Consider the following 17496-nt stretch of genomic DNA (forward strand, 5'->3'; position numbering starts at 1 on the left):
GAAAATTAAAAAAGGTGAATTTGAGCACCCTCAAATTCACCTTTTTTCTATTAGAGACTAGTTTTGTCCCAGCCTCTTTCGCTTTTTTTATCTATCAGTTTTTGAAGATCGTTTCTAATTCTTTCATGTCCCTTGTCTCGGAAAGGGCGACCATTAATTTAATTCTTGCCTTCTGTCCATTCAAACCGTTTGAGAAGATGACCCCATTCTCCTTCAATTGTTTCCCTCCGCCGGAATATCCGTAGATGTCCTGCACGATCCCGTTGAAGCATCTGGAAACCAATACGACCGGTATATTTGCTTTTAGAAGCTCATCGATGCCTGTCACTGTTTCCGGGGGAAGATTCCCTTGACCCAATGCTTCAATAACCACCCCATCGTACTGAAGGTCCTTTATGGCCCTCAGTAAGCCTGAATCCATTCCGGCATATGCTTTGATAAGTGTCACTCTTTTAGATATGTCGCACACTTGGTAGTGCTCGGTAGAGGTCGGCTGGTGATGGAAGAGGACCCCTCTTTTCGTCACGATCCCGATCGGTCCGTACTGTGGACTCTGAAAAGTGGATACATTGCTTGTATGGGTTTTGGTGACATTTTTCGCTGAATGGATTTCGTCGTTCAGGACGACTAAAACCCCTTTGTTCTTGGACTTTTCATCCGCTGCGACCCGGACGGAGGAAATCAGGTTATATAAACCGTCCGCACCGATCTCATTGCTTGATCTCATCGCACCCGTCACCACGACGGAAACGGGAAGGGTGAGGGTCAAGTCCAGAAAATACGCCGTTTCTTCCAGTGTATCTGTCCCGTGGGTGATGACGACCCCATGAAATGCCTTTTCGTTGAAATTTTCTTCAATGATTTCTTTAAGCTGCTGCATATGTTCCGGCGTAATATGAGGAGAAGGCAGATGGAATGCTTCCACAACCCTCAGGTTCGCGACATTCGAAACGATGGACGTCTGAACAGAGAGCGGATTTTCCTTTCCTGGTGTTACGGCTCCTGTTTGTTCGTCTTCCATCATCGAGATGGTGCCGCCAGTATGTATGACTAAAATATCTTTCTTCATCATTCATTCCTCCAACCATTTAAATTCCTATTTCCAATCCTACATTAACATGATACGATTAAGAAAACCGAAAGAAAAGAGGACTTTTTTATGCTGGTGATTTTATCAGCGGGTATAGCACCAGGATTAGCATTGCTAAGTTACTTTTATCTACGTGATCAATATGAGGCAGAACCCATTACCCTAGTGTTTAAAACGTTTATGTACGGGGCCCTTATCACATTTCCGATCATGTTTTTACAATATGTCCTGGAAGTCGAAGGGATCATTGATTCCAATTGGTCCACGGCCTTCATTTCCTCAGGATTCCTAGAAGAATTCTTTAAGTGGTTTATTTTGATGTTTGCGATCTTCCAACACGTCGATTTTAACGAACCGTATGATGGGATTGTCTACGGAGCCGGTGTATCATTGGGATTTGCGACAGTTGAAAATATTTTATACTTGATTGCCAATGGTGTTGAGCATGCATTCGGCAGGGCGATACTCCCGGTTTCAAGTCATGCCCTCTTCGGTGTCATCATGGGCTACTATCTGGGAAAGGCTAAGTTCTCCTCGAAAGAAGAACGGCATAAATGGCTTTTTCTTGCCATATCACTGCCTATCCTGTTACACGGTACCTATAACTATATTTTCCTCGCAGAGAAAAACTGGATCTACTATATGGTTCCGTTTATGTTTTTCCTGTGGTGGCTGGGGTTAAAGAAAGTAAAAAGTGCCCACAAACTTACAGAGAAGAAGTACAAAACCGGATTAAAGAAAGAGGTCATTTAAAGGCGCTCCCCGTGGTGACGTCTTTTATATTGAACCTGTAATGAAGCAAAAACCCCGCCATGGCGGGGTTTTTAGTTCATTTATAAGCGGCTGCAAGATCAGTTTTAGGGGCTTCTTTCCGCTTCACTTCGTCAATTTTGTTCACAAACATCTGGAAGACTTTTCGTTTTTCGTCCAAGTCGCGTATGTATTCCTTCAGTTCACTATACTTCTCTTCAAATGGCTTATGATACATTTCACGGATGCTTTCAATGATCTCTTCGTTCACTGTGGATTGGATGACTTGCTTTGTGATTCCGTACTTATAGGAATAGACCTTCAATTCTTTCTTTACATCTTCATAATCACTATTGATCTGGTCCAATACCTCAGAAATATCCTCTTTCCATTCGTCCAGAGATTTTGCTAAATAATCCTCCATCGTGACCCTCCCGTTTGAATTTTATGAATGATCTATCACTCCATTATAACCCTCCTTGTTTACATCCCTTTTGCTGAGACATTACAGTGTGGTATCAGAAGGGCTTCACTTAAGTGGGGCTTTTTTAACGTTTTCATATTTTTATCATTCCACTTGTATAAAATGGGAGCCTCTACAAAAACTAGAGTTAATGTTAATTGAAGATATGGAGGTTAAAGCATTATGAATAGTCGTTTCAAATGGGTTTATACTTCAGTCGTCATGGTGCTTATGTGTTCTCTCTTTATGATTTCTTCTGACGGGGAGAAAGCAGACGCTTTTACAAATCAGGTGATACAGCATGGCGCAACGGGTGAGGATGTCATCGAACTTCAATCCAGGCTTCAATATATCGGCTATTATAACGGTGATATTGATGGAGTGTTCGGATGGGGGACCTATTGGGCACTCCGCAACTTTCAATATGAGTTCGGGCTTCCAATCGATGGCCTTGCAGGTGCGAAAACAAAAGAAAAACTCGTCAAGGCATCAAAGTACAATAAGGAATTTGTGAAAAATCAAATCGAAAAAGGCAATGACTTTAGCCATTATGGCGGAACGGATTTAAATAAACAAAAGGGATCGACAGGTGGAGGAGGGGGAAAAGGCACTTCTCAAAATAATCCAGCCCCAAAACCGGCACCGTCCAAGCCTACTGCAGTGAATACACCAAACGGTTTCTCTCAAAATGACATCCAGCTGATGGCTAATGCTGTCTATGGTGAGGCCCGTGGTGAACCGTATGAGGGACAAGTCGCTGTTGCCGCAGTCATTCTTAATCGGATAGACAGCTCAGCTTTTCCAAATACGGCGGCAGGGGTGATCTTTGAACCTGGAGCTTTTACGGCCGTGGCTGATGGCCAGATCTGGCTGACGCCAAATGAAAGGGCGAAAGAAGCGGTTTTAGATGCTATAAATGGCTGGGATCCGTCATCCAGTGCCCTATATTACTTTAATCCTGTGACGGCAACAAGCAAGTGGATATGGTCGCGTCCACAAATCAAGAAGATTGGAAAACACATATTCTGTAGTTAAGAGGTGAAGAAAATTGCTACGTGTCATTCTAATTACGGTGCTCGTCCTTGGTGTAGCAGGAACCGCTTTTTGGGGGTACCAGGAACATCAGGAGAAAAATGCGATACTAATCAATGCGGAAAATAACTATCAGAGAGCGTTCCATGAGTTAACCTATCAGGTGGACCTGCTTCATGACAAAATCGGGACGACGCTTGCCATGAACTCAAGAAAATCATTGTCACCGGCCCTTGCCGACGTGTGGAGATTGACTTCACAGGCACACAGTGACGTAGGTCAGCTTCCCCTTACCCTCCTGCCGTTTAATAAAACGGAGGAATTCCTAAGCAATATCGGTGATTTCAGTTATCGTGTTGCCGTAAGGGACTTAGACAAGAATCCATTGACGGATAAAGAATACAAGTCATTGGAAAACCTGTATAAACAAAGTGCAGATATCCAGAATCAGCTGAGGAAAGTGCAGCATCTTGTCATGGAGAACAATTTGCGGTGGATGGATGTAGAGCTTGCTCTGGCATCAGGAAATGAACAGGCCGATAATACGATCATCGATGGCTTTAAAACCGTCGAGAAAAATGTATCGGGCTACGATGAGGCGAATTTTGGAACGACCACCTTCGTCAACACAGAGAAAAAAGATCAAAACTTCAAGAAGTTAAAAGGAAAAGAGATTTCCAAAGAGGAAGCAGTCAAGATTTTACGCAAGTATTCGGGGATCCCTAAATCAAAGGATGCGAAAGTATCGAAAAGCGGGAAAGGCTCCGATTATAAATTCTATAGTGTCTCGATCGGAAATGGGAATACAGAAGCGAGTATGGATGTCACGCAAAAAGGCGGATATCCGATCTGGTATATCAATAATCGTGAAATCAAGGAAGCAAAAATCAGCTTGAACCAAGCGGCGGATAAAGCGACGGCTTTCCTAAAGGAAAATAACTTCCAGAAGCTCGAGATGTTTGAGAGTGCCCAGTATGATAAAATCGGTATTTTCACATATGTGACAGTCCTGGATGGAGTGAGGATTTATCCTGATTCAGTCAAAATAAAAGTAGCACTCGACAATGGACAGATTGTAGGGTTTGCCGCGGAAGAATACTTAAAGAATAATCACCAAAGAGAAATCCCTAAAGCTTCCATTACAAAAGCAAAAGCGAAAGAAACGACGAACCCGAATCTGAAAGTGATGGAAGAGCGTCTGGCTGTGATCGTGAACGATTTGAACGAAGAAGTGCTGTGTTATGAATTCTTAGGGATGCTGGGTAAGGATACCTATAGAATATTCGTCAATGCAAACACAGGGGAAGAAGAAAAAGTGGAGAGGCTCAAAAATGCAGAGCCCATTTATGAAGAAGTCGTATGACATTGAGGGAGGGACCTCCGCATTCGGAGGTCCCTCCCTCTCTTCTTATTGGAAAATTCAGAATCAAGGTAAAAAGGTATGGAAAGGTGGGGGATCTCGTGACATAATATAGATACATAATATGGGAAAGTGGGAATTTCGAACTATGATAAAAGCAGGTACCACATTGCAATTGGAACCTATACATAATGAAACATTTGATAAATATAGATGCAGGGTGGTCGAGTTTTCCCATGAAGGGATTTATATTGATTACCCCATTCATACCAAAACGGAAAAAGCCATTTTTTTAATAGATGGTACACAGCTGAAGGCGAGCTTCACTATTAATGAGCAAACGGTCCTGATGTTTGAAACGGAAGTGATGGGTCGGAAATTATCCAAGATTCCGATGATCCATCTGCATTATCCCGGGGATGAAGGATTGGTAAAAGTTCAAAGGAGGCAGTTTGTCCGTGTTGAGGCCACTACGGATATCTCATTGAAGATCGATGATCATTTTTATCCGACCATCACCGAAGATCTCAGTGCAGGAGGCTGTGCCGTCGTGGTGAGGAAAGGGATGGAACTGAAAAGTGGATTAAAGCTGACAACAATCATCGTACTGCCAACGCAAACTGGAGAATGCCAGTATGCTGAGATTGAAGGAAGGGTGATACGCGTCTGGGAGAAGGAACATAAACAGATTGCAAGCATCGAGTTTGTTCACTTATCTGAAAATCAGAGACAACTTATTTTAAGGTATTGTTTTGAAAGGCAGCTCGAGCTTAGAAAAAAAGGATTACTTGAATAAAATGTAAAAATATACACATACTTTTTCTTAGAACGGAAAAAGGGTGATCCAGGTGAAAACGGTAGAACGAATCTTAATTAAATTAGCCATCATGCACTTTATATTATTAATTGCGGTCCAGTTTGTATTTCATCAATTGAATATCCTTCCTGAACTTCATAAAATCGTTTTCTATGAAGGGGTGGATAAAATGGAATACAGTGAAATTGTAGAAACCATTTCTCGTAGAGCAGGAGATTGATACCTGCTCTATTTTTCTTGAAGGCCTTTTTTCTCGGAAGAACATCCTTAAAGAAAGAATCTATAAACGAAAACGGAGATTTATGTTAAAATGGGAAAGAAAATTATTAGGAAATTAAGTAGGTGGATGAATTGAAAAAATTAAGAATTGCGATCGATGGTCCTGCTGCAGCAGGGAAAAGTACTGTTGCAAAAATAGTGGCAGGAAAATTATCTTATCTTTATATTGATACCGGGGCGATGTACCGCTCTTTAACGTATAAAGCTTTGACCAATAACGTAGACTTGCATAATGAAAGTGAATTGAATCATTTATTATCAGAAACGACAATCGAACTTGAACCTTCTGAAGAGGGCCAGCTGGTTTTCCTGGACGGGAAAGATGTAACGGACGAAATCCGCCAGGCTTCTGTGACCAATTCAGTGTCCCATGTAGCCGTTCACTCCCGGGTAAGGGAAGAAATGGTAAAGAGGCAGCAATTACTTGCAAAAGAAGGCGCTGTGGTGATGGACGGAAGGGATATCGGTACCCATGTTATTCCGGATGCCGAAATCAAGGTATTCTTACTTGCAAGTGTGGATGAAAGGGCCCAAAGGAGACATGAAGAGAACCTCTCAAAGGGATACCCGACTGATCTGGAACAATTAAAAGAAGAAATTGCCCGCCGCGACAAAATTGATTCAGAAAGAGAAATCGCTCCTCTAAAAAAAGCCGGGGATGCAACGGAAATAGACACCACTTCCCTGTCCATATCAGAAGTAGTGGATCAAATTATGATGTTAGTAGAAAGGAAAGGTTAAAGTGAACCTATATACCTTTGCCAGAGGTCTCGTAAAGTCGGTTCTTTCACCTTTATACAGAATAGAGGTAAAAGGGTTGGAACATTTCCCTAAAGACGACGGAGTCCTGCTTTGTTCCAACCATATTGATAATCTGGATCCACCGGTTGTCGGGATTTCAGCACCAAGACCCGTGTCCTTCATGGCTAAAGAAGAGCTGTTCAGCGTGCCTGTATTAGGAAAACTTCTGCCGGATTTACGCGCTTTCCCGGTGAAAAGGGGAATGAGTGACCGGGAAGCACTCCGAAAGGGATTGCAGGTCCTGAAACAGGGCGATGTTTTAGGATTGTTTCCAGAGGGTACAAGAAGTAAGACAGGGCAAATCGGCAAGGGATTGGCAGGTGCCGGCTTCTTTGCACTCCGCTCTGAAGCTTACGTTGTTCCCTGTGCCATCATCGGGCCATACAAGCCATTTAAGAAATTGAAGGTTGTTTTCGGGGCACCAATCCCGATGGAAAGTATTCGTGAAGAAAGATTAAATGCGGAGAAAACAACGGAAATCATTATGCAGCATATCGAAAAACTGATACTTGAGCATCAATAATATAAGGTTTCCCGCTTGACAAAAAGTAGTATTTATTAGAAGTTAGTAGAAAGAATATTTTAAATTGCGAAGTCTCACAATAATCAAAATCTTTGCAGTCATGGATTAAGGAGGAGTACATAATGGAAGACATGAATGGAATTGAAGTGAAAAATCTTGAAATTGGTGAAAAAGTGAAGGGGACAGTCACTAAGGTTGAAGAAAAACAAGTCTTAGTCGACGTTCAAGATAGTAAAGTGGATGGCATCATTCCAATTAGTGAACTCTCAAGCCTTCATATCGAAAAAGCTTCTGATGTAGTCAGTGAAGGGGATGTACTTGAGTTAATCGTGACAAAAGTGGAAGAAGAACTTCTTGTTCTTTCCAAGCGTAAAGTGGATGCTGAAAAGGCATGGGAAGAAATGAAGGTCCGCTTTGAAAATGGCGACGTCTTCGAAGCCGAAGTGAAAGATGTTGTCAAAGGCGGTCTTGTAGTCGATCTTGGAGTAAGAGGGTTTGTTCCCGCATCTTTAGTCGAAGATTATTATGTCGAGGATTTCTCGGACTATAAGGATAAAACATTAACGTTTAAAATCGTTGAACTGGATCAGGAGAAGAACCGTTTGATCCTTTCCCATCGTGCAGTAGTAGAAGCAGAAAAGCAGCAACAAAAGAAACAGCTGCTGACAGATATCGAGTCAGGTGCCGTTCTTGAGGGCACCGTTCAGCGCATTACGGATTTCGGCGCATTTGTGGATATTGGTGGGGTAGATGGGCTGGTCCACATTTCCCAACTCTCACATGAACATGTAGAAAAGCCTTCTGACGTAGTAACAGAGGGACAGAAAGTACAGGTGAAGGTACTGAGTGTCGATCGTGACAACGAACGTATCTCTTTATCCATTAAAGAAACACTTCCTGGACCTTGGAGTGATATTTCCGAGAAGGCTCCTAAAGGCAGCGTGCTGGACGGGGTCGTAAAACGCCTGGTATCTTACGGTGCATTTGTAGAAGTATTACCTGGTGTTGAAGGACTTGTTCATATCTCTCAAATTTCACACAAACATATCGGTACTCCACACGAGGTGCTCTCTGAGAACCAGGACGTGAAAGTGAAGGTACTCGACGTGAACGAAAACGAACAACGCTTATCTTTAAGCATCAAGGCTCTTGAAGAAAAAGAGGAAGAAGTAACGGATTACGAAATGCCTGAAGAAAGTACCGGCTTCCAATTAGGCGAAATGATTGGAGACAAACTAAAAGATCTTAAGTAATGGTGATGAATTGTGACGAGAGCTCAAAGAAAGCAAGACCATATTAATTATGCTTTATCAACCGGTCAACAGCGAAAGACGGGTTTCGATGAAGTGGCTTTTGTCCACCAAAGCTTACCAAATATAGCAGTAGATGAGACTCATCTGCAGACTGAAATTGGCGAACTTAAATGGAGTTCGCCAATTTTCATAAATGCTATGACTGGTGGTGGTGGAGAGACCACTTCGAAAATCAATGAAGAATTATCGACCCTTTCCAGGGAAACGGGCCTTGCCATTGCTGTAGGATCCCAAATGTCGGCTCTGAAAGACCCTGCTGAACGTAAAACGTATGAAATCGTCCGGAAATACAACCCGAATGGTATGGTTTTCGGGAATTTAGGCAGTGAGGCTACGGTCCAGCAGGCAAGGGATGCCGTTGAAATGATCGAGGCGAACGCCCTGCAAATTCATTTGAATGTGATTCAGGAATTGACCATGCCTGAAGGAGACCGAGACTTCAGGGGGGCTTTGGACAGGATCATGGAGATTGCTGACGGGATTTCAGTACCTGTCATTGTGAAGGAGACAGGGTTTGGTATCAGTAGTGAGGTTGCTGAATCCTTATCCCACTCAAATATTTCTGCCATCGATGCAGGGGGATTTGGCGGGACGAACTTCTCGAAAATCGAAAATCAACGACGAAAACGGATGTTGGATTTTTTTGATGATTGGGGCATCCCAACGGCCATCTCGATTGCTGAGAGTCATGCTGCGTCCTTGAAGCCTATCCTTGCTTCAGGTGGTATCCAGAACAGTTTAGATATCATTAAGTCCCTCGGCTTAGGGGCTTCGGCTGTCGGGATGGCCGGCGTCATTCTTAAACAGCTTCTCGAATCGGGTCTTGAGGATACCATTGAAGAAGTGAATCAGATTCATACCGACATACGGTTTTTGATGAGTGCACTAGGGTGCAGACGGATTGAAGATCTTCATCGCGTACCAATGGTCTTATCTGGCCACGTATATCATTGGCTGGACGTTAGAGGGTTGAATCCCGGAAGATATAGCACCAGAACGCTTGATTAGTCAAAAAAGAACGAATTCTCAGATTTGAGGATTCGTTCTTTTTTTGTTGTATGATTTGTGTTTGATTGTGAACTAGTGTTACTTCTTTCCTTTTTCCGGTCCTTCCACGCTTGTTGCTCCGTTGTAATGCATGCCCTGGTCCCGGTCTGATTCTACTCGTTTGCTTTGTTTCAGCTTTTTTTCTTGACGGTCTTTACCCATTCGAAAACACCTCCCTTCTTTATTTTTTCTTTGAAAAGTTTATTCATACATGAATGAGATACATAAAGATTTTCCATAATGTAGATAATAGGAGGGAGAGATTGTCGGGTGGATGGAATTTTATATTTATGGTTGCTCTGGGGGATCTGGATTTATACAACGTTTCTGTTGAGAAAGTCCCATCCTGATCGTTATCGTTATGCCTTTATGAGTTTGGTGCTCATTTGTGTATTTCCATATGGAATAAAGTTCGGCACTGTGGAGGTAGCACTGCCGGTTATCGTACTTGCACTCATTTGTATTCTTTACATAAGGAATTTTGCTTTGAGAGAAAAGTTATACATGCTCATCGCTGTTCTCACGATGGGAATGCTTTATGCAGGCATTGGATGCCTTTCGATTTATGATCCGGTCCTCATGTTTATGAATCGGGATATCATCATTTCTTTGTCGTTCGTTCTCGTCAGTATTCTGTTCTATAGTCATTCTTCCCTTTACAGGCTCCGCGTCATCGCGATTCTTGGAAGTAGTGTGGTTGGTGATATTTTTCTGAGTATTCCTTTGAATAAGATTGGTTTTTCCTATGCCATTGGAAGTCCTGCATACCTGGATATCCTGGCTTTGTCCGTCGGGCTGCTACTTGTCATCAAGATACTGGGAGAATTAAATCAGATCGTAAATCTTAAATCACAAACAAATAAGGGGGAAATGAGAAATCTATGAATGTGTATGTGTATCCGGTGATCTTTGGCGTGGTTGTGGGGACCTTGACGAGAATTTATATGCTCCGCACAGACTATCGCCAATATCCAACTTATCTGCACGGAAAGATTATCCATATTGCCCTTGGGTTCATTGCGGCAGGGCTAGGTACCATCGCCATTCCGGCATTGCTTGAGGAGAATTTTACGGCGATTACATTCTTGACCGTTGCGGCCTCACAGTTTCGGGATGTGAGGAATATGGAGAGAAACACTTTGACAGAGCTGGATGCTTATGAACTCGTCCCAAGAGGGGCTACATACATTGAGGGGATTGCCGTTGCCTTTGAAAGCCGTAATTACTTAGTCATCTTCACCTCTCTTCTTGCCACGATCGCCTACATCGTCATTAATATATATGCGGCTATATTGATCAGCGCGATCTGTATGGTATTGGCTCATAAACTGATGGCCGGCGGACGATTAAAGGACATTGTTGACATTGAATATGTGAAGCCGCGTTTTGACGGAGCGGGTTTATATGTTGATAATATTTACATCATGAATATAGGTTTGAAAGTAAGGCAGGAGGAGATCTTACGGTATGGGATGGGGTTCATCCTTTCGCCTAAATCCTTCGATGCCAGGTCGACGCTCGCCAACCTGGGGCAAAGACAGGCTATTTTACATGATATGTCTACCTCCCTGGGGATCTTTAAAGACTCGGGGACACCTGCATTGACTCCACTTGCCAAGAGAGATTTAGATGATGGCAGGATCGGGGTTTTCGTCCTTCCACAGCGTAAGGATGTAGAAAAGGCGATCGCCATCCTTGGGCAGGTTCCGACCCTGGAAAATGCGATAAGGATGCCGTCTGAGTCGAAAGCGAATCAGAAGGGGAGTAAATTGAAATGAGTACAACCATACAAAAATTCATCCTTGCAACGGTGACGACCACACCTGAAAAAGTACCGGCTGGAACAAGCGTCTTTTATTGTAAAACAGATGAAGAATTACAAAAAATATGTGCGAACCTGGAGGCAATTCTTGATGGGATTGCCCACGAAATCGATGATGGACTTTTCATCATTGTAAAACACTGATTGCCAGTTGATTCGTTTATTGATAAAATAGTAAAGTTAGGGGGGACTGTCCCATAAGGAAATACCTTAAGGGCCAGTCCTTCTTATGCATAGCTCAGGTTAGATTGAAAGGCTTAAAAAGAGGAAATGTAAGAACAGGACAACTTCTTACAGAAAGGGTGAATAATGTGACTAAACCAGTAGTAGCAATCGTAGGGCGTCCGAACGTCGGAAAGTCCACGATCTTTAATAGAATTGTTGGAGAAAGAATATCCATAGTTGAAGATGTACCTGGTGTAACAAGAGACCGTATATATAGTTCTGCAGAGTGGCTGACGCATGAATTCAATATCATCGACACAGGGGGGATCGAACTTGGGAACGAACCCTTCCTGGACCAGATCAGACAACAGGCTGAAATTGCGATAGATGAAGCCGATGTCATCGTCTTCTTGACAAATGGCCGTGAAGGCGTCACAGCGGCTGATGAAATCGTCGCCAAGATTCTTTATCGTTCCAAGAAACCGGTCGTTCTCGGCATTAATAAGATCGATAACCCGGAAATGAGAGAAATGATTTATGATTTCTATTCATTGGGATTTGGCGAGCCGTTTCCGATTTCGGGTTCACATGGACTTGGTTTGGGGGATCTTCTCGACGAGGTCGTCAAGAACTTCAAACATGAAGAGGAAGAGGAATATGCCGAAGATGTGATCAAATTTTCTTTGATCGGTCGCCCGAACGTAGGAAAATCGTCTCTGGTAAATGCTTTGTTAGGGGAAGACCGAGTCATCGTCAGTAATGTAGCTGGGACGACAAGGGACGCAATCGACTCCACTTACACGTATGATGGACAGGACTATGTCATCATTGACACAGCCGGTATGAGGAAAAAAGGGAAAGTGTACGAAACGACTGAAAAATATAGTGTGCTTAGAGCCCTCAGAGCCATTGAGCGTTCAGATGTCGTCCTTTCCGTCATTGACGGTGAAGAGGGTATCATTGAGCAGGATAAGAAGATCGCGGGATATGCCCACGATGCCGGCCGTGCTGTGGTGATTGTCGTGAATAAGTGGGATGCCGTGGATAAAGATGAGAAGACCATGAACAAATGGGAAAAGAATATCCGCGAACATTTTCAATTCCTTGACTATGCTCCGATTGTTTTCCTATCCGCAAAAACAAAGAAACGCATTCATACACTGCTTCCGATCATCAATACGGCAAGTGAAAACCATGCCATGCGTGTTCAATCCAGCGTGTTGAACGAGGTGGTCATGGATGCGGTTGCAATGAATCCCACACCGACGGATAATGGTAAGAGACTCCGGATTTACTACGCGACACAAGTGGCTGTCAAGCCTCCTACTTTCGTCGTGTTCGTAAATGACCCTGAATTGATGCACTTCTCTTACGAACGATTCTTGGAGAATAGAATTCGTGATGCATTTGGATTTGAAGGAACCCCTATTCGTATTATTGCCCGTGCTAGAAAATAATAAGGTGGGTGTAAAAAATGAAAAGTTCAAAAAACGTAACGGTAGTTGGTGCAGGCAGCTGGGGTACGGCTCTTGCGATGGTGCTTGCTGATAATGGTTTGGAAGTCAGGCTTTGGGGCCACAAGAAAGAACAAATCGATGAAATCAACTCTAAGCATACCAATCAAAAGTATTTGAAAGAGATCGAGCTCCCTGAAACCATCATAGGGTATCACGACCTTGGTGAGTCTTTGGATGGCGTTGAAACGATTATTCTGGCTGTCCCTACGAAAGCAATCCGCGGGGTCCTGGGACAAATCCAGGAGGTGCAGCGGGCACCCTTGACCGTTGTTCATGTGAGTAAGGGAATCGAACCAGATTCCCTCCTCAGGATTTCTGAAATGATCGAAGATGAAATGTCACCTGAGAATTTACATACAGTAGTGGTGCTGTCAGGACCGAGTCACGCCGAAGAAGTGAGCTTAAGGCACCCTACGACTGTAACCGTTTCTTCCAAGGATATGAAAGCGGCAGAAGAGGTTCAGGATCTGTTCATGAACATGAATTTCCGTGTATATACAAACCCTGATATGCTAGGTGTTGAAATCGGCGGGGCACTGAAGAATATCATCGCCCTTGCTGCAGGGATTACAGACGGTTTGGGGTATGGAGATAATGCTAAAGCGGCTCTTATCACGCGTGGGCTTGCCGAAATCGCCCGATTGGGAACCAAGATGGGGGCCAATCCGTTAACGTTTTCAGGCTTGACGGGTATCGGTGACCTCATCGTGACGTGTACAAGTGTCCATTCAAGAAACTGGAGAGCCGGGAACATGCTCGGTAAGGGTCATAACCTTGATGAGGTTCTGGCCAACATGGGTATGGTAGTGGAAGGGGTACGCACGACGAAAGCGGCCCACCAGCTGGCTGAGAAGTATGAAGTAAATATGCCGATTACGGATGCCCTTTACGATGTTCTTTTTAATAAAGTAGAAGCGAAAGAAGCGGTTGACCATTTAATGGGTCGTGTGAAAACGAATGAAATGGAAGACCTTGTGAATATACTTGGAGAACGTTTGACCTGATCCTGAATCGTAAATGGGAATTTTTGATAAAAGCAGAATTAATCCTCAATTTATAGGCATTCGAGGATGCGAACACTGCTCCTCCTGCATACACTGTCATGAATATATACAGCTTTGCCTATGGATGGGTAGGTCTCCTTTTTTAGAGCTGCTCGAGTATTTCGACGTCTCGGATGTTGAAATACTTGAGTGGCTTTTTTTGATTTTTCACTGGAAGAGGGAAAAAAACCTCCCTGCCGTTTATAACAGATTCTTGAACAACCAATCTTTTCTATTCTTTCGTGAAAATCTTATGATATAATACATTCGATAACAGGAGGGATGTACTTTGGATTCAATGATGAAGATGTGGATTTCGTTTGCTTCAATGGGATTCATGTTTTTTGCCATATTGACGATTTATTTCAGCAGGTATAAGATTAAGCAGAAATTCCTGCGTTTTGTCACAGCTTTCTTGGCATACATAATGATGATTGCTGGTGGACTCATGATGATTTATATAGTATTAAGCGGACCGACCAATTAGGATCCGCCCGATTGAAAGGACGTTTTAGATTGAAGCGCATAAGTGTAACAGCATTTCTTCTTATAGTTACGATGAGTATTCTTTCCGGTTGCATGTATCCGAAGGAAGAGTTGAGCCAAAATCAGATCCCTTATGAAACCCAGGTGAAGGCTGTACAAGAGGCAGTGGAAACCTATCAGAAGGACAACAGCGGACTGCTGCCAATTAAGACACGGGACCAGGATACCCCCATTTATCAGAAATATCCGATTGATTTCAGAAAATTGTCCCCCAGATACTTACCCGAAATCCCGGGCAATGCCTTTGAAAATGGCGGGATCTTTCAATATGTCCTGGTGAATGTGGAAGAAAAGCCCGAAGTCAAGATATTCGATCTTCGATTGGCTGAACAAATCAGGGAATTGAAGATCAGGATTCAAGCTCAAGATTATCCTCCGTTTAAAAAGGAAGTAGCAAACAATGTCTATACGCTGAACTATAAGGAGCTTGGCTATGATGATGAAGTCTATGTGAACAGCCCTTACTCCAATAAAAATCTTCCCCTCGTCATTAATGGGGACGGTGACATTTTTGTGGACTACTCAATGGACTTATATGAAACACTTACATCCAGTGATAAAGAATTTAAAAAAGGTGAAGATATCAGGGAAATACTTGTGAAGGACACATTTTTTGTTCCTGCGTATTCTTTGCCATATACGGTCGATGAAAATAACGAACCTGTCTTTATGACAAAATAGGCATAACCCTTTTCTTGCAAAATATATTGTAAGGGAAGGGTTATTATTTTTATGTCATCCTTTATAGGGTTATTTCATCAAAACAAATGATCATAAATGCTTAAGACATAATAAATTTTTCACTTTTAATCATAAGGGGGGAAAAAAAGCATATTAATAGTCATAAGTCATTGGGACAACATCATAACTATAGAATGTGAGACACAGAATACACGGATGAAACATCCCTGGAATATAAGATGGGAGGGAATCTCTTGGAAAGAGTCGATCTATTTAAAGACATTGCCGAAAGAACAGGCGGAGATATCTATTTAGGTGTGGTAGGAGCAGTTAGAACAGGAAAATCAACATTCATCAAGAAGTTCATGGAACTTGTCGTCCTTCCTAACATCGCAAGTGAATCAGAACGTGCAAGGGCGCAGGATGAGCTGCCTCAAAGTGCGGCAGGCAGGACCATCATGACGACTGAACCGAAATTTGTTCCGAATCAAGCCATCTCCGTTCACGTCGATGAAGGTCTCGAAGTGAATATTAGATTGGTAGATTGTGTGGGATATACGGTCCCGGGTGCCAAGGGATATGAGGATGAAAATGGGCCCAGGATGATCAATACACCATGGTATGAAGAGCCTATCCCGTTCCATGAAGCAGCCGAGATCGGCACGCGGAAAGTGATTCAGGAACACTCCACGATCGGAGTGGTTGTCACGACGGACGGCTCTATCGGGGAAATCGGCAGGGGGGACTACATTGAGGCGGAAGAACGGGTCATCGAGGAACTGAAAGAAGTAGGTAAGCCATTTATCATGGTCATCAACTCGGCAAGGCCTCATGCCCCTGAGACGGAAGACCTGAGAGTGAAGCTTCAAGATAAGTATGATATCCCGGTACTCGCCATGAGTGTGGAGAGCATGAGGGATTCGGATGTTCTCAATGTTCTGAGAGAAGCATTATTTGAATTCCCGGTACTTGAAGTGAATGTCAATCTTCCTAGCTGGGTAATGGTACTGAAAGAAGAGCATTGGTTAAGACAGAACTATCAGGAAGCTGTGAAAGAAACAGTGAAGGATATTAAGCGCCTCCGGGATGTGGACCGGGTTGTCCATTATTTCAGTGAGTTTGATCATATCGAACGTGCAGGGCTTGCCGGTATCGACATGGGTCAGGGGATAGCTGAAATCGACCTGTACGCTCCTGATGAACTGTATGATGAAGTCCTGAAAGAGATTGTAGGGGTGGAAATCCGCGGGAAAGATCATCTCCTGGAATTGATGCAGGATTTCGCTCATGCAAAAGCCGAATATGATCAAATCTCCGATGCCCTCAGAATGGTGAAGCAGACAGGATATGGCATCGCTGCCCCATCATTGAATGATATGAGCCTGGATGAACCTGAAATCATCAGACAGGGCGCAAGATTCGGCGTCAGCCTGAAAGCAGTGGCTCCATCGATACACATGATCAAAGTGGATGTACAGTCAAAGTTCGAACCGATCATCGGTACAGAAAAACAGAGCGAAGAACTGGTGCGCTACTTAATGCAGGATTTCGAAGATGACCCGCTGTCCATATGGAACTCCGATATTTTCGGGAGAAGCTTAAGTTCCATCGTCAGAGAGGGGATACAGGCGAAACTATCCTTAATGCCAGAGAATGCACGGTATAAGCTTAAGGATACGTTGGAAAGAATCATTAACGAAGGCTCCGGTGGTTTGATCGCCATTATTTTATAAGTATCTTTTGACCTTCTTAGGAGGGTCTTTTTTTATTTGGCTTCTTTGAAATGGTTTTATTTTTTTTAGCTCTGGATGGTAGATGGAAGAAGCTTGCACTTTGTATATTTATGAATTTTAAGTGGGGAAGATAAAAGCAAGGAAACGAACGGATAAGCTATGAACCGTTGATATATATAGGTTCATGAGGTGGAAACTTCAAGGGATATCCATTCTGGAAGATATGCATACAGGATGAAAAAGTGGTGTCGATGTTTAAGGGATTCCAAGGTTGGGAAGTAAGATAGAGTAGCTTGCAGGTGAGGGTAGAAGTTGCAGTCAACAAGAAGAAGTGATAAGTTGAATAGAGCGCAGGGATAAAGGGATCTGAGGGGAGTCTATTACATTTGTGTTTCAAATAAGAAAAGATTCCCATTATTTCTTGATTTGTTCTTGCTAAGGTCAATCTATTGTGATAATCTTTTAACAGAATTGTTGTTGAATATTGATTCATCAACGTTTTCAAGCGTTTTTT

The 17496-nt window shown here is 43.1% G+C and carries 20 protein-coding genes; 17 read left to right on the plus strand and 3 right to left on the minus strand.

Features of this window, described 5'->3' with window-relative positions; genetic code table 11:
• Window positions 1-94: 94 nt before the first annotated feature.
• On the minus strand, window positions 95-1072 hold the full coding sequence (locus CN378_RS01510; RefSeq protein ID WP_098350175.1) for an asparaginase: 978 nt from the start codon (window positions 1070-1072) through the stop codon (window positions 95-97).
• 87 nt (window positions 1073-1159) lie between these two features.
• On the opposite strand from CN378_RS01510, the gene prsW reads away from it, so the two are divergent.
• Window positions 1160-1843, plus strand: coding sequence for a glutamic-type intramembrane protease PrsW (gene prsW, locus CN378_RS01515; protein ID WP_098350176.1), 684 nt, complete (start codon window positions 1160-1162; stop codon window positions 1841-1843).
• Window positions 1844-1919: 76 nt separating this feature from the next.
• Here prsW and CN378_RS01520 read toward each other — a convergent pair whose 3' ends face one another.
• Window positions 1920-2264 (minus strand): hypothetical protein, encoded by a 345-nt coding sequence (locus CN378_RS01520; RefSeq protein WP_098350177.1) that lies wholly within the window; start codon window positions 2262-2264, stop codon window positions 1920-1922.
• Window positions 2265-2525: 261 nt separating this feature from the next.
• Here CN378_RS01520 and sleB point away from each other — a divergent pair, with 261 nt between their 5' ends.
• From sleB to fni, 8 genes are all read left to right on the plus strand, one after another.
• A complete protein-coding gene (gene sleB / locus CN378_RS01525; RefSeq protein ID WP_257140966.1) occupies window positions 2526-3338 on the plus strand; it encodes a spore cortex-lytic enzyme in 813 nt (270 codons plus the stop codon).
• Between the two features lie 13 nt (window positions 3339-3351).
• On the plus strand, window positions 3352-4698 hold the full coding sequence (gene ypeB, locus CN378_RS01530) for a germination protein YpeB (protein ID WP_098350179.1): 1347 nt from the start codon (window positions 3352-3354) through the stop codon (window positions 4696-4698).
• A gap of 166 nt (window positions 4699-4864) precedes the next feature.
• Complete coding sequence (locus tag CN378_RS01535) at window positions 4865-5491, plus strand: flagellar brake protein (protein ID WP_257140961.1); 627 nt, start codon at window positions 4865-4867, stop codon at window positions 5489-5491.
• A gap of 52 nt (window positions 5492-5543) precedes the next feature.
• Window positions 5544-5732, plus strand: coding sequence for a YpfB family protein (locus CN378_RS01540; RefSeq protein WP_098350180.1), 189 nt, complete (start codon window positions 5544-5546; stop codon window positions 5730-5732).
• A gap of 131 nt (window positions 5733-5863) precedes the next feature.
• Window positions 5864-6532: a (d)CMP kinase gene (gene cmk / locus CN378_RS01545; RefSeq protein WP_483295038.1), complete on the plus strand. Its 669-nt coding sequence runs from the start codon at window positions 5864-5866 to the stop codon at window positions 6530-6532.
• Between the two features lies 1 nt (window position 6533).
• Entirely contained in the window at window positions 6534-7115 is a 582-nt protein-coding gene (locus CN378_RS01550; RefSeq protein ID WP_098350182.1) for a lysophospholipid acyltransferase family protein, read from the plus strand.
• Window positions 7116-7234: 119 nt separating this feature from the next.
• The gene (rpsA, locus tag CN378_RS01555; RefSeq protein ID WP_098350332.1) at window positions 7235-8368 is read left to right on the plus strand and encodes a 30S ribosomal protein S1; all 1134 of its coding nucleotides are present in this window, start codon (window positions 7235-7237) and stop codon (window positions 8366-8368) included.
• A gap of 12 nt (window positions 8369-8380) precedes the next feature.
• On the plus strand, window positions 8381-9436 hold the full coding sequence (gene fni / locus CN378_RS01560) for a type 2 isopentenyl-diphosphate Delta-isomerase (protein WP_098350183.1): 1056 nt from the start codon (window positions 8381-8383) through the stop codon (window positions 9434-9436).
• Between the two features lie 78 nt (window positions 9437-9514).
• Here the strand turns inward: fni and CN378_RS01565 are convergent, their stop codons facing one another.
• Window positions 9515-9637 (minus strand): YpzI family protein, encoded by a 123-nt coding sequence (locus CN378_RS01565; RefSeq protein WP_098350184.1) that lies wholly within the window; start codon window positions 9635-9637, stop codon window positions 9515-9517.
• 108 nt (window positions 9638-9745) lie between these two features.
• Between CN378_RS01565 and CN378_RS01570 the strand changes: the two genes are divergently transcribed.
• From CN378_RS01570 to spoIVA, 8 genes are all read left to right on the plus strand, one after another.
• Entirely contained in the window at window positions 9746-10360 is a 615-nt protein-coding gene (locus tag CN378_RS01570; protein ID WP_098350185.1) for a YphA family membrane protein, read from the plus strand.
• Entirely contained in the window at window positions 10357-11253 is an 897-nt protein-coding gene (locus CN378_RS01575) for a YIEGIA family protein (protein ID WP_098350186.1), read from the plus strand. The genes CN378_RS01570 and CN378_RS01575 overlap by 4 nt, the downstream gene beginning before the upstream one ends.
• Window positions 11250-11441 carry a capping complex subunit for YIEGIA gene (locus CN378_RS01580; RefSeq protein WP_098350187.1) on the plus strand — a complete coding sequence of 64 codons (192 nt, stop codon included), beginning with the start codon at window positions 11250-11252 and terminating at the stop codon, window positions 11439-11441. Before CN378_RS01575 ends, CN378_RS01580 begins: the two co-directional genes overlap by 4 nt.
• A 167-nt stretch (window positions 11442-11608) precedes the next feature.
• A complete protein-coding gene (gene der / locus CN378_RS01585; RefSeq protein WP_098350188.1) occupies window positions 11609-12919 on the plus strand; it encodes a ribosome biogenesis GTPase Der in 1311 nt (436 codons plus the stop codon).
• A 17-nt stretch (window positions 12920-12936) separates the two neighbouring features.
• Window positions 12937-13983: an NAD(P)H-dependent glycerol-3-phosphate dehydrogenase gene (locus CN378_RS01590; protein WP_098350189.1), complete on the plus strand. Its 1047-nt coding sequence runs from the start codon at window positions 12937-12939 to the stop codon at window positions 13981-13983.
• Window positions 13984-14320: 337 nt separating this feature from the next.
• The gene (locus tag CN378_RS01595) at window positions 14321-14509 is read left to right on the plus strand and encodes a DUF2768 domain-containing protein (protein ID WP_098350333.1); all 189 of its coding nucleotides are present in this window, start codon (window positions 14321-14323) and stop codon (window positions 14507-14509) included.
• Between the two features lie 71 nt (window positions 14510-14580).
• Window positions 14581-15249 carry a hypothetical protein gene (locus CN378_RS01600; RefSeq protein WP_483295043.1) on the plus strand — a complete coding sequence of 223 codons (669 nt, stop codon included), beginning with the start codon at window positions 14581-14583 and terminating at the stop codon, window positions 15247-15249.
• A gap of 254 nt (window positions 15250-15503) precedes the next feature.
• Window positions 15504-16982 carry a stage IV sporulation protein A gene (gene spoIVA / locus CN378_RS01605; protein ID WP_034758333.1) on the plus strand — a complete coding sequence of 493 codons (1479 nt, stop codon included), beginning with the start codon at window positions 15504-15506 and terminating at the stop codon, window positions 16980-16982.
• The last annotated feature ends 514 nt before the right edge of the window (window positions 16983-17496 follow it).

It is taken from the genome of Bacillus sp. AFS015802, from assembly GCF_002561455.1.
Classification (GTDB): domain Bacteria; phylum Bacillota; class Bacilli; order Bacillales; family Bacillaceae_B; genus Rossellomorea.

Coding starts and splice junctions, on each gene's coding strand:
- CN378_RS01510 (WP_098350175.1), bottom strand. CDS start 1,072: ATGATGAAGAAAGATATTTTAGTCATACATACTGGCGGCACCATCTCG.
- prsW (WP_098350176.1), top strand. CDS start 1,160: ATGCTGGTGATTTTATCAGCGGGTATAGCACCAGGATTAGCATTGCTA.
- CN378_RS01520 (WP_098350177.1), bottom strand. CDS start 2,264: ATGGAGGATTATTTAGCAAAATCTCTGGACGAATGGAAAGAGGATATT.
- sleB (WP_257140966.1), top strand. CDS start 2,526: ATGGTGCTTATGTGTTCTCTCTTTATGATTTCTTCTGACGGGGAGAAA.
- CN378_RS01565 (WP_098350184.1), bottom strand. CDS start 9,637: ATGGGTAAAGACCGTCAAGAAAAAAAGCTGAAACAAAGCAAACGAGTA.
- CN378_RS01575 (WP_098350186.1), top strand. CDS start 10,357: ATGAATGTGTATGTGTATCCGGTGATCTTTGGCGTGGTTGTGGGGACC.
- CN378_RS01580 (WP_098350187.1), top strand. CDS start 11,250: ATGAGTACAACCATACAAAAATTCATCCTTGCAACGGTGACGACCACA.
- CN378_RS01590 (WP_098350189.1), top strand. CDS start 12,937: ATGAAAAGTTCAAAAAACGTAACGGTAGTTGGTGCAGGCAGCTGGGGT.
- CN378_RS01595 (WP_098350333.1), top strand. CDS start 14,321: ATGATGAAGATGTGGATTTCGTTTGCTTCAATGGGATTCATGTTTTTT.
- CN378_RS01600 (WP_483295043.1), top strand. CDS start 14,581: ATGAGTATTCTTTCCGGTTGCATGTATCCGAAGGAAGAGTTGAGCCAA.